This window comes from Henriciella marina (assembly GCF_027213945.1).
GTDB lineage: Bacteria > Pseudomonadota > Alphaproteobacteria > Caulobacterales > Hyphomonadaceae > Henriciella > Henriciella marina_A.
On the sequence record NZ_JAPWGW010000002.1, the window covers coordinates 24,276 to 44,515 of the forward strand.

Here is a 20,240-nt window from a genome sequence, read left to right on the forward strand (position 1 = left end):
CTGAAGGCGCGCTCCTGTCTATCCCGCCAGGTGATCGACCAATGCCCAGCCTTTCGCGCCTATCCGCCCTATCTGCGCCGACAAACGTCACTGGCGCTCCATTCGGGGTGGACCTCAAAGCTTTCCAGGACGCCCTGCTGAACAAGGGCGGTATCGCGCTTTACGTAGCGCGGGATGACAAGACTGCCGCCACGGCGATCAAGCTGGCAGAGTTTTTCCACCCGACGATGGACAGGGTGCTTCTGCCCGGCTGGGACATGCTTCCCTATGACCGGGTCAGCCCAAGCGCCGCGGTCGCCTCCCAGCGTTGCGCGGCACTTGCGCGGATTGCGCAGCAACGAGAGGGCAGCAAGCCTCTACTGGTCATCACGACTGGCTCGTCGCTGATCCAGCGCCTGCCGCCGCGCGAAACCATGCGCGCGGCCAGCTTTTCCATGAGTGTCGGCGAAGAACTCGCAGAGGACGCGCTTACCGACTACCTGTCCGTCAACGGCTATATCCGCTCCTCTACGGTGAGTGAGCGGGGCGAGTACGCAATTCGCGGCGGCATCATCGACATCTATCCACCAACCAGCGATGAGCCAATCCGGCTCGACCTGTTCGGCGATACGCTGGACCAGCTAAAAGCCTTCAACCCGGAAACCCAGATTTCGACGCGCGAGCTGCCTTCGATCACGCTTGCGCCCGTCTCCGAGATACTGTTCTCCAGCGACACGCTCAGCCTGTTTCGCGAGAAATACCTTGATGCCTTCGGTGCACCGGGCGGCGACACGATGTATGAAGCTGCTCGGGCCCAGATCCGCCGCCAGGGCCTAGAAAACTGGCTCCTGCTTTTCCACGATCATCTTGATAGCCTGTTCAATTATGTCGGCAGCGACGCGCTGGTTGGTTTTGGCTATCTGGCTGGCGAAGCTTCCAGCGAACGCCGTTCGCAGGCAGAAGACTATCACGCCGCCCGCCTCGAGGCGGCGACAGATGACCGGCCGGCGCGCGTCCTGCCGCCAGATGCGCTTTACCTAAATGCAAAGGAGCTCGACGAAGAGCTCTCCGCGCGCGGGATTGCCCGTTTCTCTGCGACCGGGGCCGAGACGGGCATTGACCTAGGCGGTAAACATGGACGCGATTTTGCGCCCGAACGCGCCCAGCCTGAGACAAATGTCTTCAAATCGGCCGCGGCCCATGCACAGGCGCTGCGCGAAAAAGGTCTCACCGTTATTTTCGGTGCATGGACATCCGGCTCGGCAGACCGGCTCGTCAATGTCATGGAAGACCACGGCCTCGGCACGCTTCCACGGGTCTACTCGATGGATGCCGCAGCCACCGCAGGTCTCAGCATCTGCGAACTGCCGCTAGAGCAGGGCGTCGAGACCGAAACCCTCGCCATCATCTCTGAGCCGGACGTGCTCGGTGACCGCCTCGCCGCCCCGCGCCGCAAGCGTAAGGCTGCCAACTTTATATCCGAGGCTGCGTCCCTCAATACCGGTGACCTTGTCGTCCACGTCGATCACGGCGTTGGTCGTTACGAAGGCCTCAAGACGCTTGAACTGACGGGTGCGCCGCACGATTGCCTTGAGCTGGAATATTCCGGCGGCGACAAGATCTATCTACCGGTTGAGAACGTCGATCTCATCAGCCGCTATGGCAGTGACGACGCTGAAAGCGCTGTCGACAAGCTGGGTGGTGTCGGCTGGCAGACCCGTAAGGCGAAAGCCAAGAAGCGCATCCTGGAGATGGCCGCTGAACTGCTTGAGATTGCGGCTGCGCGTGAGCTGAAACGGGCCGAGCCGACCACGACAGGGCAGGGGCTTTACGAGGAATTCGCCGCTCGTTTCCCTTATGAGGAGACCGACGACCAGCTCAACGCCATTGAAGACACGCTAACCGATCTCTCCAGCGGCAGGCCCATGGACCGTCTGGTCTGCGGCGATGTTGGCTTCGGCAAGACCGAAGTGGCCCTGCGCGCTGCCTTTGTCGCGGCGATGAGCGGCATGCAGGTGGCGGTGATCGCGCCAACCACGCTGCTCGCCCGTCAGCACTTCAATTCCTTTTCGGAACGCTTTGCCAACTGGCCCGTCAAAGTCCGCCATCTGTCGCGCATGGTCACCCAGAAGGAAGCCAATGAGGCCCGCGAAGGGCTCACCAACGGTGACGTCGACATCATCGTCGGCACCCATGCGCTTCTCTCCCAGTCTATCGAGTTCAAACGGCTCGGCCTGCTCATCGTCGACGAGGAGCAGCGTTTCGGCGTGAAGCACAAGGAACGCCTGAAAGAGCTGAAATCGGACGTCCACGTCCTGACGCTGTCGGCAACGCCGATCCCGCGCACCCTGCAGATGGCGCTCACCGGCATCCGGGACCTTTCCATCATCGCGACCCCGCCCGTCGACCGCCTGTCAGTGCGGACTTATGTGGCCGAGTTCGACACCGTCACAATCCGTGAGGCGCTACTTCGTGAGAAGTATCGCGGCGGTCAGGCTTTCTTCGTCGCCCCGCGGATATCTGACCTCGACTTCCTCGAAACCTTCATGCGCGACAACGTGCCGGAGGTGAGCTTCATCGTCGCCCACGGGCAGATGCCACCGACTGAGCTCGAGGACATCATGACCGCCTTCTATGAGGGCGAGTATGACGTGCTCCTCTCGACCACAATCGTCGAAAGCGGACTCGACATTCCGCGCGCCAATACGCTCGTCATCTATCGCTCCGACATGTTCGGCCTCGCGCAGCTCTACCAGCTTCGCGGGCGCGTCGGCCGCTCCAAGCTTCGTGCCTATGCCTATCTCACCACGCCGCGCGAGCATGTGATGACGCCTGGCGCCGAGCGGCGCCTGCGCATCCTGCAATCGCTCGATAGCCTTGGCGCAGGCTTCCAGCTTGCCAGCCATGACCTCGATATGCGCGGCTCAGGCAATCTCCTCGGCGACCAGCAGTCCGGCCACGTCAAGGAAGTCGGCGTGGAGCTCTACCAGTCCATGCTGGAGGACGCGGTCAACGCCCTCAAATCCGGCAGCGACGTGGAAGAAGAAGTCGCAGACGACTGGTCACCGCTGATCAATCTCGGCGTTGCTGTGCTCATACCGGAAGACTATGTCGAGGATCTCGGTGTCCGCCTCGCCCTCTACCGCCGCCTTGCTGAGATCGACACTGACGAGGGCCGAGAGCGTTTCGCCGCCGAACTCATCGACCGGTTCGGTCCGCTGCCGGAGGAGACCAAACAGCTTCTCGACATCACCGCCATCAAAGCAGCCTGTAAGAAGCTTGGTATCGGCAAGCTAGATTCCGGCCCGAAAGGCATCGTTATGGCGTTCCGCGAAGACACACCGGTGGAGCCACGCGAGCTGATGACCATCGTTCAGTCTCGTCCGAACTCCATGAAGCTTCGCCCCGACGGCAAGTTGGTCGTGACCCGGGCACCCGATGAGAAACACAAACGCATCCAACTCATTCGCAACCTGCTGCGAGAGCTTGGCGGCCTCGTGCCTGCCTGACGCCGCACCACCGCTGCAAACCAGCGCGCGGCACGACGCGACGGCAACTCTTGGCAGCAAGACCGGCTCTTATATGGTCTCGCCATTGCGAAATCATGGAGGAGCGAGGCGATGGCTAGCGGACCACTTACAGGCGTGAGGATTGTAGAATTTCAGGGCATCGGGCCAGGGCCGTTTTGCGGCATGTTGCTGTCCGATCTCGGCGCTGACGTTGTCCGGATCGACCGGGCAGGCAAGGGCGGGCGCGCCGCCACGCCAGCCAATGTCGAATCACGCGGCCGCCGATCCATTGCGCTCGACCTCAAGAACCCTGACGATGTCGAAACCGCACTCAAGCTGATCGAAAAGGCCGACGGCCTGATCGAAGGTTTCCGCCCGGGTGTCATGGAACGTCTCGGCCTCGGCCCAGATGTGGTCCTCGCGCGCAACCCAAAGCTCGCCTATGGCCGCATGACAGGCTGGGGTCAGTTCGGCCCGCTGTCACAGGCTGCCGGCCATGACCTCAACTACATCGCGCTGACTGGCGCGCTAGGTGCCATGGGCCGCAAGGGTGAGCGTCCATACCCACCGCTGAACCTCATCGGCGATTACGGTGGCGGCGCACTCTATCTCGCTTTCGGCCTGTTGGCCGCAATCCTCAACGCTCGCGGCGGCGGCGAGGGGCAGGTCATCGACGTGGCGATGACGGACGGCGCGGCCTCGCTCAGCTCCATGTTCTTTGGCATGCGTGCCATGGGCGTCTGGAACGATGAACGCGAGAACAATCTGCTGGATGGCGGCGCGCATTTCTATGACACTTATGAAACCAAGGATGGCGGCTATGTCGCCATCGGTTCGATCGAACCGCAATTCTACGCGCTCCTGCTTGAGAAAGCCGGTCTCACCGATCCGGACTTCCAACACCAGATGGACCGTTCCAAATGGCCGGACCTCAAGGCGAAGATCATCAATGTCTTCAAGACGAAGACCCGCGATGAGTGGTGTGAGATCATGGAAGGCACCGATGTCTGTTTCGCGCCGGTTCTGTCCATGGCAGAGGCGCCCGAACATCCGCACAACAAGGAACGCCAGACCTTCGTGAACTATGAAGGTGTGACCCAACCGGCTCCGGCGCCACGTTTTTCGAGGACGCCAGGTAAAATCCAGCGCCCGCCGGCAAGTCCGGGCGCGCATACCGACGAAGTCCTGAAGGACTGGGACATCGGCTGACCTCGGCCAGCATAGCTGAACACGGCACAACGAGCCGTATGCAGGCGTGTTCAGCTAGACTTTGCTATCAACAGGACGTCGGCTGCAGAGACAGGAGAAAAATTCTCCTGAAGCTTTGCGAGCCGGCGTCCTTCTTGCTTGAACTGGGCTGCCTTAGGGCGGCCCCTTTTTTTGCAATTCTATATTATTGAAAACTTTCTCTAAACTCGAAGATATATTTGTGTTTCATTTTCTTTATGAACGTCCCAATTGATGTAACGGATAAAGCTAGGCGATAACCTATATCAATAACTGTCAGTTAGAGTTGCAATTCACGAGGGGTTCCCATGGGCACAGTTTTGACTGCTTCGCCGCGCAAGGTGAGTGACGCTGATCGCGGAATTGGACAACTTGTACGACAGGCGCGCCGCCGCGTAGGCATGACCCTTGATGATCTCGCCAAGCAGCTTGGCCTGTCATATCAACAGGTTCACAAGTATGAGAACGGGACCAACCGTATCAGTGCAGGTACCCTTGCGGCCATCGCCAACCTTCTGGCGGTGCCAATCGACCATCTCTTCCCGGACGAAGTTTTGCTTGGTGGCACCGATGGCGGTGACAGTGAGATTGATCGCATGCGCGCTGAGGTCAGCCGGGTGACGCGAACCATTGATGATCCCAAAAAACTTGAGGCGATCATAACAATTCTCAAGACGTTCTGAAGTATAGAGACCTATCTGTCTCGCTTCGCATACTTGTCGAATTGATTGGGATGGACAAATGTGTCCTGAAACCAGGGGGACCTCTCATTTGAGAATTGCTTTCTCGTCCAGTCGATGAACTGCCGTCCGCGCGATAGACGTTGAATCCTCGGCGTATAGGTCAACCAGAACTGGATCGGCGCGACTTCCGGAAGCTCCAGCGCGATCAGACGCGGGTCAAGTTCCACCACATAGGATGGCATGACGGCAATTCCGCCACCATTCGCGCAGACTTCACGAAGGACAGTTCCTGAATTGGTCGTCAGCTTGAACCGGATGGCTTTCTTCAGATCGACAGCCCGGCTCGACCAGCTCTCGATCTGGTAGGAATAGGCGTCATGCATCAGCACGTCGTGACCAATCAGGTCATAAAGGCTTGCGGGCGCCGTACGCCCCGCGAGGTAATCCTTCGTCGTGAAGAACATGTAGTGGAGCACACCTAGCCTGATTGAGAGAATGTCTCTCAAGCGTGGCTCATTGAACGTGATGCTCAGGTCCGCATCGCCTCCTGCAAGATCTGCTTCACGATCGGCGATCTGAAAATCGAGATCTACCCCCGGTCTCTCTTCCTGGAATTGCGGGATGAGGCGGGCAAGCCAATGCGACGCCACGCCATCCTGTCCTGAAAACCGAAGGCTGCCGCTTCCCTCCAGATCAAAGTCACTCACCGTGTTGACGATGTCATTGGCGCTGTCGGACATGGCGCGGGTTCGTCTCTGGACTTCCCGGCCTGCCTCCGTCAGCTCCACGCCCTTCGTTGTGCGATTGAACAAATCACACCCGAGCATCTTCTCGAGCTCATCGATTTTCCGACTGACGGTTGGCGTGGACTCTCCGAGCCGTTTGCCCGCTGCGGTCAGGCTTTTCAGTTCAGCGACGACGCCAAAAACACGCAGCTTGTCCCAGTCGAGGGATGTCTTTTTCATTTAAATGCCTTCCGGACCAGGGGCGACCACCATGCCCTGACCGCGAATTGGAAAAAAGTAAATTACACAACTTGACAACCCTTGCGCGAAAACCGAAGAATCTCGCGTAAAGGGAGTTTTTTATGACCATTCACCGCACAGTTGTATCGCAAACCGCCCGACCATATTGCAACACATTACCCGGCCACGTCGCAAAGATCATGGGAAAGTATGCGATCCGCCGCGCCGGGCCTGGCGAAATCATTGAGACTTTAAGGCTTGGCGAAGCCCTTATCGGGGGCGCCCTCGCTCGTCCCGAAGTTGTTGGAACCATCGATGCAATTACGCAAATGACCATCTGGAACACGGGCGACCCGATTGCAGGTGTCTTCCTCCTGGTTCCGGTGACTGAAGAGGGCAGGGCGGCTGTCGAGAATGGCAGCTTCAACCCTGCAGACCCGGCCATTCGGCACATCGCGCCTGCTGGTACGCCGATCTTTGGCGTCTATTGTGGCATCTATGCGGGCGCCACACGTGACGCGCGCAAATCGGTGCTCATGGCAGCGGCAGATCTGCGGCTCAACGCCTTCGCACCTGTCCCCACCTATGCCCGCGGCGCAACCGAAGACGGCGCACGCTCCATGCTGAGGTTGGGCTACCGTCCGGTATCTGGCGGACTGAAAGACCTTTTCGTTTCTGACCCTGTGAGCGCCGACTGATGACCATCCCACTTCCATACCCGGCTACGGGCTGCAAGGCGCTGCGCCGAGCACCTTCGCCAGACAGTTTTCGCGCGCTGCGTGTGCGCCCCGTACAGTCACTGGATGACCTCCAGCGTGTCTTTGCCATCCGCGCCACCGTTTTCATGGCCGAACAGCGCTGCCCTTATGATGAAGAGTATGACGGCAATGACCTCGCCGCGCTTCACCTCATTGCCTTCATAGGCCGGGAGCCTGTCGGCACACTACGTCTCAGATGGTTTGCTGACTTCGGAAAGATCGAACGCGTCTGCATCCTGCCATCAATGCGGGGCCGGCACATTGAACGTATTCTGCTCGCCCACGCGATCGAGATTGCATCGCGCAAAGGCTACCGCCTGATGATCGGGCAGATACAGGCACGCCTATGGCCACTCTGGTCACGCGTGCTTCACTGCGAGCTTCAGGATGGAAGGGAAAGCTTCAGCTTCTCCGACTTCGAATATCTCGAAATCGATATTCCCGTTCCGCGCCATCCCAACCCGCTTACATCCGGAAGCGATCCCTTCATCCTGATACGTCCCGAAGGCGACTGGGATCGACAGGGCATACTCGAGGAATCAGCCCAGCGCTCCAGTGATCGGAACCGCGAGGAGGCTGCCTGAGCAGTTGCCGAGGGCACACTTCAAAGAAAACACCGTCAATGCACCGTCAGAAACACCATCTCTGCACCGAAGTTTCCGACACCGGTGGCGCACGGCTACATTCACTTCCATGATCGCCCGTGACTGGATCCTTGATGTACTGGCAGAGCTGGAGCTCTGGTACTGGCCCGTTTTCCTCTGGGAGGTTTACTGGCTGGACCGCTACCTCATGACGACGCGCACCGAACATCGCTCCGGGCTCATCGGCTACTCGGTCTGCAGAAAGGGCCGCATCTATATCACGCTACAGGCCTTTGGGGACCAGCCAGGTCCCGCGGACTGGACCGCTTTTGCGCCTCGCGAGCCCTGGAAGAGACTGCCGCTCGACTCTTTGGGGGTCCGGCAGGGCATTAGGGACGCCGAATTCAAGGCGCCCGCGCTACGGGCCCCGCAGGCACCGGTTGATGCATCCGGACGCACACTACCCGTACCCATCGAACTCGTGCCGCCTTAGTCACAGCGACCATCCTGCCGAAAACACCTGCGCAGGCAGGTATCTATAGCGCCGCACATAAATAGGCGCGCTCACTGCTCAAGGTCCGCCATGTGCACCTGACCCTCGTCCTGAGCCCATCAAAGGAGACAGGTGTCAGCAGCCGTCGCACCACAGATCACCGCAGCCCCAACGGGCCTGCGGCCGCAAGTGCTGGCCAAGCCCCAAGGTACTGATGAGAAAGCCATACATCGATCTTGGAAACTATCCGATGGTGCCCAGGAGAGGACTCGAACCTCCACGTCGTGAGACACACGGACCTGAACCGTGCGCGTCTACCAATTCCGCCACCTGGGCAATCCGGCTTCGGAACGCGGGTTGATACGGTGGGCACGCGTCAACGTCAACGGGCAAATCCAGCGAAATATCCGCGCATATGATGGCGGTATCTGCCGCTGCTTTGCTGGAGCGAATTTTTGACCCAGCCTATCTGGCCGTGGAGCGAGATGCCTCTACAGCTCATGATTTTATTGGGTTCGAGAACCTGACTGAACGTCACCACGCGGAGCCAGCCAGCATAGTCGATCCCCACGCGAGAGGCGCGGTTTCGAGAGGGTCACTGAATCAAATGAGGCCTGGCGGAGGGACGGGGATTCGAACCCCGGGAACGCTTGCACGCTCGCTAGTTTTCAAGACTAGTGCATTCAACCACTCTGCCATCCCTCCGCGGCGGGCGTCTGTTTCGGGCATCACGACGCAAAATGCAATAGCAGTGCTGAACCTCATTTCCGCCGTAATCTGAAGCGACCTGACTGCTCAGGATCCTGATCAAAGCAACACTTTGTTTGGAATTTGCACCGTAATTTGAACCACTGGGGAGGCTAGTTGAGCCGATGTTTGCGCAAGCATGCTTCGGCCAGAGCTAAACCCGCGCATCAAACGAGGTCCTAGAGTGACATCGATTCCTGTGTCAGCCCGTCTTTTCACAAGCGCCGTTGCGCTTTGCATGGCCGCGCTTCCGTCTTCATCAGACACCGTAGATTTTGATATATCTCAGCGGAGCAGTGCGCTGGATCTTTCGGCGCCACTTCTCAACCCGGCAAGTGCGACAACGTCTTTCGTCGCTGCCAAGGAGAGCGGCAAGGCGTCGTGGTATGGACGTGCCTTCAATGGAAGGCCAACTGCGAGCGGCGAGATATTTGACGCGGCGCAGCTGACAGCGGCTCACCCAAGCCTCCCACTGCCGAGCCTCGTAAAGGTTACGAACCAGTCAAACGGCAGGGAGATTGTCGTACGCGTCAATGATCGCGGTCCGTTCACGGGCGGACGTATCATCGACCTGTCGCGCCGCGCTGCGGAAACGCTCGGCATGCTGGAGCAGGGGGTGGCGACCGTCACACTTGACTATCTCGGTCCGGCACCAGCGAAACAGACCGTACAGTACGACGCAGCCGATCAATACGCAGCGCACGCCGAGACCCGCAGCTGGCCTGAACCGGAGGGTAGGGGAAATCAGCCCACGCTTTACGATGACACCCTCCTTGGTGGGGTCGAACCGTCATTGGGCGTTCCTGATCCCGGCAAATCGGCTCCGACGCCGGCCCAACTCGGCAATTCGGCGCCTGCTCCAGCGCCCGCCACGCCGCAAACCAGCGCTGCACCAGAACAGTTCGCTAGCTACCAGCCGCGACCGAACGATCTGCGCCCGGTTCAATCGAGTGATCTCGCCGCCATTCCCGCGCCGCCGCCAGCAGCGCCAATACAGGCCGCAGCGCCGATGCCTGCAAACGGGCCGCAGCTTTATGTGCAGGTTGGCTCATTTACGCGGATCAATAATGCCCAGGATGTCTCGCAGCGTCTCGCTTCAAGTTTCCAGACCGATATTGAAGCTGTCCGGATCAACGATGCCGATTATTTCCGTGTCTTCGCAGGCCCATTCGCAACGCGCGAAGCAGGCGAGCGGGCGAGGCAGAACCTGAAATTGCTCGGGCTTGGTGAAGGCTTCATCGTTAGCCGATAGAGCAGGGGCCATTTCGTAATCAAATTCCTACCGCAAAAGGCCCGAACTTTCAGTTAGTCTTCAATGGATTTCTACCTTGTTGGTCTAGCGTTCCTCATGACCGAATAAATCGGTCCGTGCGTCGGCAGAATGTCGGACACGAAAATATGACTTCAGAACGAGGTTGCCATGGCATTGAACGCCAATACGGGTCTGCGCGCGCTCGCAGCGACAACGCTTCTCGCGTCCATACTTCCGCTTTCTGCCCAAGCCGGGCCAAGAGACGCCGCCCCGATAGATTTTGTCCGCATCAGCTCTGTCGAACAGGCAAGACCGGCGCGGAGCATTGCTAGAGTTGGGACCACCACACCTCGACTGAACCCGAAAGCCGTTCAGGATACTTGGCGCGGCCCGGTCACGCACACCGGGTCTGGCGCCTTGCCCCAGGTCCGTCGCAGAATTCATTTCTCGTACCCGGGAAGCGTACGCACGCCAGTTTCCGCAAAGCCCATTCAGGTAACTGGAACGGCCTTGCCTGACCTGAACGGCGCCATCCTAAACAATGTCGCGATTTCATCAGCGCTCTCTGGCTCTGATGGACGCATGGTTGCAGGACATCCGTCCTTGCCGCTCAACAGTCTCGCCCATGTTCGCAACCCGGAAACAAATGCCGAACTCGTGGTGCAGATTACAAGCCGGACAGCGGCACGGCGCGAGGAAACGCTGACGCTTTCTTCGGACGCGGCCGATCTGCTCGGAATATCGAGGCCATTCGGCGCTCAGGTCGCGGTCGAGTATCTAGGCATCAGTTCCTCGGCGCCGGTAGAGCCTGAATCAACGCCTCAGCTTCTTCAGGCTGACTTCGAACGGCAAGCCACCCCCACACCCGCAACAGGCTCTCTATACGTGCAGGTCGGTTCGTTCACCGAGCCCAGCAAAGCCAGCAGTGTTGCAGATGGAATAGGTGGCGGACTATCGAGCGGCGTCCAGGCTGCGAATGTGAGAGGTAAGACCTATCACCGCGTGATGGTCGGCCCGTTCCAGTCGCGCGACGCGGCAGACAGTGCCCGCGCGAGCCTTCGCCAGCTTGGCTTTGCGGATGGCTTTGTAACGGCCGGCTGATACAGACTCCTGCATTGACCCGGGTTTCAAAACGCCGTCTGTGGTCTAGGTTATCGCTCCACCGCGTTACCTATTCCCGGAGACCCGAAAATGCTTCGCCCAAACCTGCTTGCCGCCCTCTCTGTCCTCGCAGCTGCGGCGCTGCCGGCATCTGCCCAGTATATCGACACTGAAGCAGAGTACGCGGTCATCATGGACTATGAGACTGGCGACATCCTGTTCTCCAAGCGCGGATCTGAGGCCATGATACCGGCCTCGATGACCAAGATCATGACCGCCCACGTCGTCTATGACGCGATCGAGCGCGGCGAGATTTCGCTCGACGACGAGTTGGTGGTCAGTGAACGTGCATGGCGCGAAGGTGGCTGGGCCACGGGCGGCTCGACAATGGGCCTCAAGATCGGCGAAACGCCGACTGTTGAGCAATTGCTACGCGGCGTGATCGTTCTTTCTGGCAATGATGCCTGCATCGTGCTGGCCGAAGGCCTCGCAGGCTCAGAAGAAGCCTTCGCCGACCGCATGACAGACCTTGCGCATGAGCTTGGCCTCACCTCCGCCAATTTCGAGAATGCGAGCGGCCTGCCAGCTGATGGCCATGTCATTTCCGCCGCTGATCTTGCAAAACTGGCGGCGCTCGAAATCCGCAAATACCCTCAGTATTACAAGTACTATTCTGAACTCGAGATGACCTGGAATGGCATCACGCAGGGCAACCGCAATCCGCTGCTCTATTCCATGGATGGGGCCGATGGCCTTAAAACCGGCCACCTCGAAGTGTCCGGCTATGGACTTACAGCGTCAGCTGAGCGCGACGGCCAGAGAATGGTCATGGTACTGAACGGTCTGCCAAGTTCGCAGGCACGCGCCGAAGAATCAGAACGCCTGATGCGTCTGGCTTTTACGGCCTTTGACACACGCACTGTTGAGCCGACCGAGGAGGCGTTCGCGGAGCTTCCCGTCTGGAATGGAGAGGTCAGCACAGTCGGTGTTCGTCTCGAACAGGCACTGCGCGTCGCCGGCCACAAGCGGGCATTTGATGAAGCCTCTGCTGAAATCGTCTATGACGGGCCGCTCTCCGCGCCAATCGAAGAAGGCCAGCAGCTCGCCACTTTGGTTGTTACCATGGAAGGGCGCGATGAGCCGATTACGGCACCGCTGGTTGCAACTTCATCCGTGGAAAAGCTCGGCTTCATGGGTAAGGCTGTCGCCGGGCTCAGCCTCAAACTGGGGGCTGGCGACGACCAATGAGCCGTCGCGGGCGGTTCATAACGATTGAGGGTGGCGAAGGCACTGGCAAGTCGACGCTGATTGCGGGCCTTGAGAACCACTTTCTGGATCATGGACAGCGTGTGACCGTCACGCGCGAGCCTGGTGGCACACCGCTTGCCGAGACACTCCGGGGCCTTGTTCTATCGCCGCCATCCGACGCCCGCTGGAGCGCCATGAGCGAAGCGCTTCTCGTATATGCGGCGCGGCGGGATCATCTCGAGAAGCTGATCGAGCCTGCACTTGCAGAGGGCCAGAACGTAATCTGCGACAGGTTCGCCGACTCAACGCGCGTTTATCAGCGCCTTGGCGGTCTCGCTCCAGCCATTATTGAAATGCTGGATGATCTCGTCGTGGCCGAGCACCAACCAGACCTTACGCTTGTCCTCGACGGCCCCGTGGAAGAACTGATGGCGCGGCGTAAGGCCCGCGGCGGCTCCGACGTTTTCGAAGCCATGCCGCTCGAGTTTCACATGGACGTCCGACAGGGCTTTCTGGACCTGGCCGCGGCCCACCCGGAGCGGTGCCGGGTCATGGATGCAACCCAATCTCCAGCTGCGGTGCTGGCCGATGCACTCCGTGCGATTGAAGACATGTCATGAGCGAAGACATCGCGCTTCCGCTATTCGGTCACAAGGCGCCTCAGGAGAAATTCCTGAAAGCGATGGATGGCGGGCGGCTTCATCACGCGTGGATCATCGAAGGGCCATCAGGGATTGGCAAGTCGCGATTTGCGCTTCGCCTGGCCGCTATGCTGCTTGGCGCACAGCCCGCAGCGGATAGCGACAGGGCAGGCGCCAGTGCAAGCGACCCAGTTATGCAGAAAGTGCTGTCGTCAGGACATCCTGACCTGAAGCACGTACAGCGCGCAGTTGGCGATAATGGCAAGTTGAAGCAGGACATCGCCGTCGATCAGATCCGGGAACTGAACCAGTTCTTTTCACTTAAACCCGCTCTGGGTGGCTGGCGTATCGGTATCCTCGATTCGCTTGATGAAATGAATGCAAACGGTCGCAACGCGGTGCTCAAAACGCTCGAAGAGCCACCGCCACGCGCAATGCTGTTTCTAATCTCGCACGCGACTGTTCCCGTACTCGCGACGATCCGTTCACGCTGCCAGTCGCTTCGCCTGACTAGCCTTAGGAAAGAAGAAACGCTCGCAGCTTTGAGAGCGCAGCAAGTTGAGTCGCCCGAGCAAGTTGCTGACCTTGTTGCGGGTCGGCCGGGACGTGTAGAAGCGCTCACCGGCCAGAAAGTTCTCGCCGCGTCGCACGCTGCCCGCAGCTTTCTGAAAGCTCTTCCAAAGCCTGCCGATGCCGTACTTTCCACGACGATACAGGCCGCTGCAGAAGATCAGGCCTCGTTTGGGGTTTTTGCGGAGGAGTTGCTGGGCTGGGTCAGTTCCAAGGCCGAGGAGTCGCCTGCATGGGCCGATGTCTGGTTTCAGCTTCACAATATTGTCGCCTCGCAGCGCAATCTGCACATGACCCCGGTGCAAGCGGCATCAAAGCTCGTCTCGACCCTTCAAACCGGCGCCGGGAAGGTCTAAGTCGCACCTCATGTTCGACACCCATGTAAATTTACACGCCGAGGCGTTCGAAGACGACCTTGAAGACGTGCTGGCACGTGCTCGTGAAGCTGGGATCAAGCGTTTCCTCGCCATTTGCGACCGCTTCGACAATTATCCGAAAGTAAGAGCGATCGTTGAGGCAAATAGCGATATCTGGAACACGGTTGGCGTGCATCCACATCACGCCAAGGACTTTCAGGATCTGACGGTCGAGGAGCTGGTCGGCGCAGCAGGGGACCCCCGTACGGTCGCCATCGGGGAGACCGGCCTCGATTTCCACTATGGCTATTCGGCAGAGGCCGAGCAGGTCGCGAACTTCAGCCGCCATATTGGCGCGGCCCGCGAAACCGGACTGCCACTCGTGGTTCATACGCGCGAGGCAGACGGTCTGACGGCAAATATTCTGGAAGACGAGTATAAGAACGGACCGTTCGGCATACTGCTTCACTGCTATACGGGCGGGCAGGAGCTTGCGGACCGCGGATTGGCGCTTGGCGCCTACTTTTCGGTTTCCGGCATTCTGTCTTTCAAGAATGCCAAGGACGTCCGCGCGGTCATATCCAAGATCCCACTCGATCGGGTCATTTTGGAAACGGACTGCCCGTATCTCGCACCAATGCCGTACCGTGGCCGCCGCAATGAACCTGCCTACTTGCCGTACGTCGCAGACGCCCTGGCGGATCTCCACGGGATGACACGCGAAGAAGTAACTTCAATATGCGAATATAACGCATTGACTTTATTCGATAAAGTAAATATATGACGAACTCAGCGCGCTTTACATTCCTTGGCACCGGCTCATCGGGAGGCGTACCGCGCGTCGGGAATGACTGGGGCGCGTGTGACCCGGCTGAACCACGAAACAGGCGCAGACGCTGCTGCGTGCTCGTCGATGCGGGCCCGTTGGATCGTCCTGATGACTGTACACGCATCCTGATCGATTCTTCGCCAGAACTCAGAGACCAGCTACTCGATGCCGAAGTTCGCCACCTGGACGCGCTGGTCTATACCCACGATCATGCCGACCAATCCCATGGAATTGACGATGTCCGCGCCTTGGCATTGCGCATGCGCCGCCGTGTGCCGACCTATCTCGATGCCCGAACGGCAGCGACCCTGACCAAGCGTTTCGGCTATTGCTTCGAAGGTCATGGTGGCTATCCGCCAATTCTCGACCAGCAAGAGGACATCGTGCCGTTAGAGCCGTTCAGCATCGACGGAGAAGGGGGGGCGGTGACTTTCCTCCCAGTAGAGCAAATGCACGGGCGGATCATGAGCCTCGGCTTTCGCATCGGCAATCTCGCTTATTGCAACGACCTGCATGATTTTCCGCCTGAGAGCCTCGAAGCGATTGCCGGCGTCGAAATCCTTATTCTTGACGCGCTTCGCTACACGAAACATCCAAGCCACGCGCATCTCGACCGCGCGCTTGGGTGGATAGAACAGCTCGCGCCTAAAAAAGCCTGGCTCACAAATCTTCATATCGATCTGGATTATCAGACGCTCTGTAATGAACTGCCTGCTCATGTACAGCCCGCCTATGACGGCCTCACCATCGATTTCGAGCTCTGATCACATCTCGCTATTTCCCATAATATTGATTATGCAATCTTTGTTATGAGTGGGCTGGACCCCACCTCCGTCCAGTTCACGCCTTTGTATCTCTAACGCTACCTCTAACAGATCACCCTGCGGCCAGATTGAACCGCAACGCCTGAAGCACTAGTCACTTGCAATATCTAACCGCCCTACTGACCATTGCTGCTTTAGCTACAATCAAGCGTATTAACGTCTCGGACATACGTACAGAACGCGCACAATAAGACCGGAGTGCCTGCCTCTCATGCCGAAATCTTCCACAAGCGAGTTCGAACGCCTTAAATCCATCATGCAGCAATTGCGCAATCCGGACGGCGGTTGCCCTTGCGACCTCGAGCAGACTTTTGAAACGATCGCGCCCTACACAATCGAGGAAGCTTATGAAGTCGCCGATGCGATTGAGCGCAAGGATCTCGGCGACCTCAAAGACGAACTCGGCGACCTTCTCCTCCAAGTCGTTTTCCACAGCCAGATCGCTCAGGATTCCGGTCTTTTCGATGTGGAGGATGTCGCCCGCAGCATCAATGACAAGATGGTTCGTCGCCACCCGCATGTCTTTGGAGATGCCAAAGAGCGTGACGCTGATACCCAGACCGAAGCCTGGGAGACCATCAAGGCCCGCGAGCGGGCCGCCAAGGGTGCCGTCACCGAAGACACATCAGCCCTCGCTGGCGTCGCCAAAGCGCTTCCGGCTCTGATGCGTGCCGAGAAGATTCAGAAGCGCGCCGCCCGTACGGGCTTTGACTGGACCGAGCCACGCGACATCCTGATGAAGCTGGACGAAGAATGCGCCGAAGTTCGCGAAGCGATAGATAGCGGCGATCTGAACGCGATCGAGGATGAGATTGGCGACCTGCTCTTTGTTGCCGCCAACCTCGCGCGGCGCTTCAAACTTGATCCAGAAATTGCGCTTCGCCGGTCAAACGCCAAATTCGAACGCCGCTTTCGCGCCATGGAAGCCCTTGCAAACGAGCAGGACCGGAACTTCAGTGAGCTTTCACTAGATGACCAGGGACAGCTATGGGACGCGGTCAAACGCCTCGAGAAAAGCTGAGCGGAGGCCGGTCTAATTCGTCTCTGAACCGGGTGCTGGCGCGATGAATTCTGCATCTGGCATGGGCGGCGCAGGCGGAGTCTTATCCGGATCAACCGGAATGCTGTCCGGTATCGACGTATCTGCCGGGTTCTCAAAGATACGGCGCAAAATTCCCGGCGTAACCGCGGACAGCGGGTTCACGGCGACTTGGGCACGATCGGTCGTCCCGCGCACTGAATAGGTAAGCGAGAATATCCCCTCGCCTTCTCGGCCAACGAAGAGGTCGCCGATAACCGGCACGCCGCCCAACATTGAGTTCATGCCAAAGCTCGGCACCAGAACTCCGCTGAGACGGATTTCGTCACTCTCCTGCTCGAACCAGCCATTAAGTGTCAGACCCAAGGCCGGGCCGTTAGCCCGCGCACCCTCAATTACAAACCGTCCAGACTGAATGGCGACCGGCACGCTGATATCGGTGAAAAGCACCCCTTCCCCGCTGAGCGTGTCGGCAAGTCCCCGAAGGGAAGCCAATGAGAGCACTTGCGTAAGGAACGGCGCATCGCGCATGCGCACGTCTGAAAGCTCGAGTTGGAGGCGCGCCGGGTCCGAGCCACGCGCAAGCTCGCCGTTCAGGCTGAGGGAACCTCCAGTGAGGAAATCCTGTCTCAGCAAGGCGCGCATGAAGAAACCGGCGTCATCGCTGTCGAGGCTGATACGCGCTGGATCTTCGGCGGTCGGGCCAGTATAAACAGCGCTCATCTGACCGCCTGTCTCAATCGTTCCGTCAGCGCGAACCTCCCGGACGCCTGTTTCGGCGCTGATAAAGCTCAAGGATGCGTCCTCAAGGTCCAGACCGCTGCGCAGGCGTAGCGTATCGAGATTTGCCGTTAGCACGATCGGCAGACTGATGCCTGACGCATTGCCACCCATGGATGCGAAGTCGCCGAAGAACGCACTTGCATCTAGGAACGCACCGTTCAGTTCGCTGACAAGCTTGCCATTCTGTTCGCGGCGAACGCTGCCGCTCACATCCATGAAACCGTCATGGAAGGCCTCCCGCACGTCCAGCGATTGAAGCCTTCCTGCCTTGGTCAGGATGACATCCCCGTCAAAGCGTGCCTTTTCGCTCAGGAAGCGAAATGTCGATGCGTTCGTTTCCGATTTCGCGTCATAGGAGAGTGTCGCGCGGGCCGGCTCCCCCACAGGTTTGATGTAGCCAATCTCAGAAATATCCACGCGTGACTGCTGGAGTTCGAAACCGACCTCGACACCCGCAATGCCATCTGCAGCGACTTGCGCCTGCAACTCGACCGGAATGTCCTCTGATACGTAGGCCCGCCCGACAATCCCAAAACGGTTCAGGAAATCAGGCGACACGAACGCACTGGCCGATAGATCAGCTGTATCGCCGCCATCATTGAATTCGTCGCGCCACGTAAACTGGACAGGCGCAGGGCCAAGATCTCCGAAGCCGGTCATGACGAGGCGCATATTCTCCAGCGACACGTCTACTCTCATATCGGTCAGGTCGAGCCCCGGTAGCGCCTCGGCGAGCATCCCATCCGTGACCTGCGCCTTGACGGAGATCTGCGTGTCCTCAACCGGAACATCGTCCAGTGCGGGACGCAACAGCTCAATCGCGGCCACCGCATCCCCAGAGAAGCGTTCGGGGTCGAGCGCGTCTGGATTGCCTCGCATGAGGCGCGAGCCTGCGATATTACGCATGACATTCACGAGAGGCCCCTGCCCCTTCGCTGAAACGCGAAACAGCTCTCCCTTCGGGTTGAACTTCGGGAAGTGAACACTGCCCTCGCTCAGCACCCAGCCATCATAGCTGCCTTCGCTAAGCTGCACCTGGAGGCCATTCCCAGTCAGCCTGCCGCTGCCGATGGCATCGGTGACAGGCGGAAGATCATCCAGAAACTTTACGGCCGCGTCTTCGATGAAAAACCGGACCGTAAGGTCCTCGTCGCGCAGGAACCCTTCCGCGAAACTGTCCCGCTTCAGCTCCAGCCTGTAGCTCGCGGCAGTCACGCGGCCATCCAGAACCCGGTTCTGCGCGAAATTGCGAGCGCCCGCGCCAAGCGTTTCAGGCCAGAAAGCCAAAACCTGCTGCTTGGTAATCGTGCCTTCCGCTTCGCCTTGAGACGTGATCTGAAATGGCAGCTCGCCCTCTTCTGGCTCTCTCACGGGCATCATATCTGCAGCGCCGGTAAATTCGATCCCTCGCGTTCGTACGGTGTAAGAAGACAGCGCGACGGCTGTCGTCTCCATATCCAGCGTCCCCTGCAAGGCCACACCATCCAGGTCCCAAACATCGGGAAAATATGGTGTGAAATCGAGTGAAGCGCTCTCAGAAGACAGATCGAAAGTGATCTTCTCATCCTCTCGCACGAGCCCTTCGATCCAGCCGCTGAAGACGCCATCGGCGCGTTCGGTTTCAATCGCCAGATCGGTATAGGTCAGCCGGTCATCGGAAGGCGAATAGGCCGCATCAAACCGCAATGTTTCGAAGTCGAAGTCACGTCCGGCAAGCGTGATATTGCCCGCTTCAGCGTCAGCCGCGAGGCTGAGTGCGGCAATACCCTCTTCTTCCTCATAGGACAGCCCGATTGTTATGTCGGCTGGAAAGCCCGCAACGAGTGAGGCGCCTGCGCCAAGTCGGTTCGCAAGATCTCCGATGCTCCAATTGGTGATGCCAATCTCAAAATCGAGGGCCGTATAGCCCTCTGGGATGCTCAGCGACGTTGTCAGATCACCTGGAAGACCAATCCCCTCCCCGCTTCCAGACAGCGTGGCTTCAAGCCCGCTAGCGGTCTGATCGAAGCGGCCACGCGCCTCATCCATAACCGCTATAACGTCGCCGGCCTGATCGAAAAAGCGCAACTCCATGTTTTCGAATGCGGCAACTTCAAGCGTGTTCGACGCCCGGCTTTCCTTCAGGCCCTCCAGAAGGCTTGCGAGGGTCGAATTGGAAAGCGCGAGCCACCCTTCCGGCGTGTTCGGCAAAGTGCGCGCTTCGAATTCCGGCAGCGGCTCGCCCGCAAACGTCCATTCGGTTGGTGAGATATTGCGCACATCCGCCCAACCATTGCGCAATTGCGTTTCGGTCACTTCCACACGGCCGAAAATCAGGGAGCCAGCATCGAGGGTAATGACGGCCTGTTCTGCCTCGCCCGCTAACTGGCCATCATTATCGGCAAGCTTCAGGCCGTTAGCCGCAAAGATGACACGCCGATCTGCCGGCGACCATTGCAGTGCAAGCCGATCAATGTTGACGTCCCTGCCGTCGCGCGCGGCGACGAGAGCATCTTCGACTTCACCTTTGAAAAGACTAAGCTCTACAGGCCCGCGCGACAGCATGTAGGCAAGCGCCACGGCGCCAGCGATCGCCAGCAACAGGATGCCGCCAATGATCTCTAGCGTAACAATAGCTGCAGTCTGTCGCACCAAGGCCTGATTGTCTCCTCT

At 58.9% G+C, this 20,240-nt stretch carries 16 protein-coding genes and 2 tRNA genes; 14 read left to right on the plus strand and 4 right to left on the minus strand.

Going from position 1 to position 20,240, the window contains the following annotated elements; all coding sequences use genetic code 11:
* The first annotated feature begins 41 nt into the window (after positions 1-41).
* The 3 genes from mfd to O4G74_RS06580 all read left to right on the plus strand — a co-directional run bounded on the left by mfd (position 42) and on the right by O4G74_RS06580 (position 5,398).
* Positions 42-3,488, plus strand: a complete 3,447-nt coding sequence (gene mfd / locus O4G74_RS06570; RefSeq protein WP_269401846.1) for a transcription-repair coupling factor — start codon at positions 42-44, stop codon at positions 3,486-3,488.
* 111 nt (positions 3,489-3,599) lie between these two features.
* Complete coding sequence (locus O4G74_RS06575) at positions 3,600-4,697, plus strand: CaiB/BaiF CoA transferase family protein (protein WP_269401847.1); 1,098 nt, start codon at positions 3,600-3,602, stop codon at positions 4,695-4,697.
* Between the two features lie 326 nt (positions 4,698-5,023).
* A complete protein-coding gene (locus O4G74_RS06580) occupies positions 5,024-5,398 on the plus strand; it encodes a helix-turn-helix domain-containing protein (protein WP_269401848.1) in 375 nt (124 codons plus the stop codon).
* An 11-nt stretch (positions 5,399-5,409) separates the two neighbouring features.
* On the opposite strand, the gene O4G74_RS06585 is transcribed toward O4G74_RS06580, so the two are convergent.
* Positions 5,410-6,363: a LysR family transcriptional regulator gene (locus tag O4G74_RS06585; RefSeq protein ID WP_269401849.1), complete on the minus strand. Its 954-nt coding sequence runs from the start codon at positions 6,361-6,363 to the stop codon at positions 5,410-5,412.
* 122 nt (positions 6,364-6,485) lie between these two features.
* Between O4G74_RS06585 and O4G74_RS06590 the strand changes: the two genes are divergently transcribed.
* From O4G74_RS06590 to O4G74_RS06600, 3 genes are all read left to right on the plus strand, one after another.
* Positions 6,486-7,061, plus strand: coding sequence for a hypothetical protein (locus tag O4G74_RS06590; protein ID WP_269401850.1), 576 nt, complete (start codon positions 6,486-6,488; stop codon positions 7,059-7,061).
* Positions 7,061-7,705 (plus strand): GNAT family N-acetyltransferase, encoded by a 645-nt coding sequence (locus tag O4G74_RS06595; RefSeq protein WP_269401851.1) that lies wholly within the window; start codon positions 7,061-7,063, stop codon positions 7,703-7,705. Before O4G74_RS06590 ends, O4G74_RS06595 begins: the two co-directional genes overlap by 1 nt.
* A 109-nt stretch (positions 7,706-7,814) precedes the next feature.
* On the plus strand, positions 7,815-8,198 hold the full coding sequence (locus O4G74_RS06600; RefSeq protein ID WP_269401852.1) for a hypothetical protein: 384 nt from the start codon (positions 7,815-7,817) through the stop codon (positions 8,196-8,198).
* Between the two features lie 251 nt (positions 8,199-8,449).
* Here O4G74_RS06600 and O4G74_RS06605 read toward each other — a convergent pair.
* Positions 8,450-8,534, minus strand: a tRNA-Leu gene (locus O4G74_RS06605).
* Positions 8,535-8,813: 279 nt separating this feature from the next.
* A tRNA-Ser gene (locus tag O4G74_RS06610) sits at positions 8,814-8,903 on the minus strand.
* A gap of 280 nt (positions 8,904-9,183) precedes the next feature.
* Here O4G74_RS06610 and O4G74_RS06615 point away from each other — a divergent pair.
* From O4G74_RS06615 to mazG, 8 genes are all read left to right on the plus strand, one after another.
* A complete protein-coding gene (locus O4G74_RS06615) occupies positions 9,184-10,197 on the plus strand; it encodes a septal ring lytic transglycosylase RlpA family protein (protein ID WP_269401853.1) in 1,014 nt (337 codons plus the stop codon).
* A gap of 510 nt (positions 10,198-10,707) precedes the next feature.
* Entirely contained in the window at positions 10,708-11,298 is a 591-nt protein-coding gene (locus tag O4G74_RS06620) for an SPOR domain-containing protein (protein WP_269401854.1), read from the plus strand.
* Positions 11,299-11,388: 90 nt separating this feature from the next.
* Positions 11,389-12,546 carry a D-alanyl-D-alanine carboxypeptidase family protein gene (locus O4G74_RS06625; protein WP_269401855.1) on the plus strand — a complete coding sequence of 386 codons (1,158 nt, stop codon included), beginning with the start codon at positions 11,389-11,391 and terminating at the stop codon, positions 12,544-12,546.
* Positions 12,543-13,166 (plus strand): dTMP kinase, encoded by a 624-nt coding sequence (tmk, locus tag O4G74_RS06630; protein ID WP_269401856.1) that lies wholly within the window; start codon positions 12,543-12,545, stop codon positions 13,164-13,166. Before O4G74_RS06625 ends, tmk begins: the two co-directional genes overlap by 4 nt.
* Entirely contained in the window at positions 13,163-14,113 is a 951-nt protein-coding gene (locus O4G74_RS06635; protein ID WP_269401857.1) for a hypothetical protein, read from the plus strand. Before tmk ends, O4G74_RS06635 begins: the two co-directional genes overlap by 4 nt.
* 10 nt (positions 14,114-14,123) lie before the next feature.
* A complete protein-coding gene (locus O4G74_RS06640) occupies positions 14,124-14,897 on the plus strand; it encodes a TatD family hydrolase (protein ID WP_269401858.1) in 774 nt (257 codons plus the stop codon).
* Positions 14,894-15,706 carry an MBL fold metallo-hydrolase gene (locus O4G74_RS06645; protein ID WP_269401859.1) on the plus strand — a complete coding sequence of 271 codons (813 nt, stop codon included), beginning with the start codon at positions 14,894-14,896 and terminating at the stop codon, positions 15,704-15,706. The genes O4G74_RS06640 and O4G74_RS06645 overlap by 4 nt, the downstream gene beginning before the upstream one ends.
* 271 nt (positions 15,707-15,977) lie before the next feature.
* The gene (gene mazG / locus O4G74_RS06650; RefSeq protein ID WP_269401860.1) at positions 15,978-16,787 is read left to right on the plus strand and encodes a nucleoside triphosphate pyrophosphohydrolase; all 810 of its coding nucleotides are present in this window, start codon (positions 15,978-15,980) and stop codon (positions 16,785-16,787) included.
* Between the two features lie 12 nt (positions 16,788-16,799).
* Here mazG and O4G74_RS06655 read toward each other — a convergent pair whose 3' ends face one another.
* Positions 16,800-20,219: a DUF3971 domain-containing protein gene (locus O4G74_RS06655; protein WP_269402328.1), complete on the minus strand. Its 3,420-nt coding sequence runs from the start codon at positions 20,217-20,219 to the stop codon at positions 16,800-16,802.
* Between the last annotated feature and the right edge of the window lie 21 nt (positions 20,220-20,240).

Coding starts and splice junctions, on each gene's coding strand:
- mfd (WP_269401846.1), top strand. CDS start 42: ATGCCCAGCCTTTCGCGCCTATCCGCCCTATCTGCGCCGACAAACGTC.
- O4G74_RS06575 (WP_269401847.1), top strand. CDS start 3,600: ATGGCTAGCGGACCACTTACAGGCGTGAGGATTGTAGAATTTCAGGGC.
- O4G74_RS06580 (WP_269401848.1), top strand. CDS start 5,024: ATGGGCACAGTTTTGACTGCTTCGCCGCGCAAGGTGAGTGACGCTGAT.
- O4G74_RS06585 (WP_269401849.1), bottom strand. CDS start 6,363: ATGAAAAAGACATCCCTCGACTGGGACAAGCTGCGTGTTTTTGGCGTC.
- O4G74_RS06590 (WP_269401850.1), top strand. CDS start 6,486: ATGACCATTCACCGCACAGTTGTATCGCAAACCGCCCGACCATATTGC.
- O4G74_RS06595 (WP_269401851.1), top strand. CDS start 7,061: ATGACCATCCCACTTCCATACCCGGCTACGGGCTGCAAGGCGCTGCGC.
- O4G74_RS06600 (WP_269401852.1), top strand. CDS start 7,815: ATGATCGCCCGTGACTGGATCCTTGATGTACTGGCAGAGCTGGAGCTC.
- O4G74_RS06615 (WP_269401853.1), top strand. CDS start 9,184: ATGGCCGCGCTTCCGTCTTCATCAGACACCGTAGATTTTGATATATCT.
- O4G74_RS06625 (WP_269401855.1), top strand. CDS start 11,389: ATGCTTCGCCCAAACCTGCTTGCCGCCCTCTCTGTCCTCGCAGCTGCG.
- tmk (WP_269401856.1), top strand. CDS start 12,543: ATGAGCCGTCGCGGGCGGTTCATAACGATTGAGGGTGGCGAAGGCACT.
- O4G74_RS06635 (WP_269401857.1), top strand. CDS start 13,163: ATGAGCGAAGACATCGCGCTTCCGCTATTCGGTCACAAGGCGCCTCAG.
- O4G74_RS06640 (WP_269401858.1), top strand. CDS start 14,124: ATGTTCGACACCCATGTAAATTTACACGCCGAGGCGTTCGAAGACGAC.
- O4G74_RS06645 (WP_269401859.1), top strand. CDS start 14,894: ATGACGAACTCAGCGCGCTTTACATTCCTTGGCACCGGCTCATCGGGA.
- mazG (WP_269401860.1), top strand. CDS start 15,978: ATGCCGAAATCTTCCACAAGCGAGTTCGAACGCCTTAAATCCATCATG.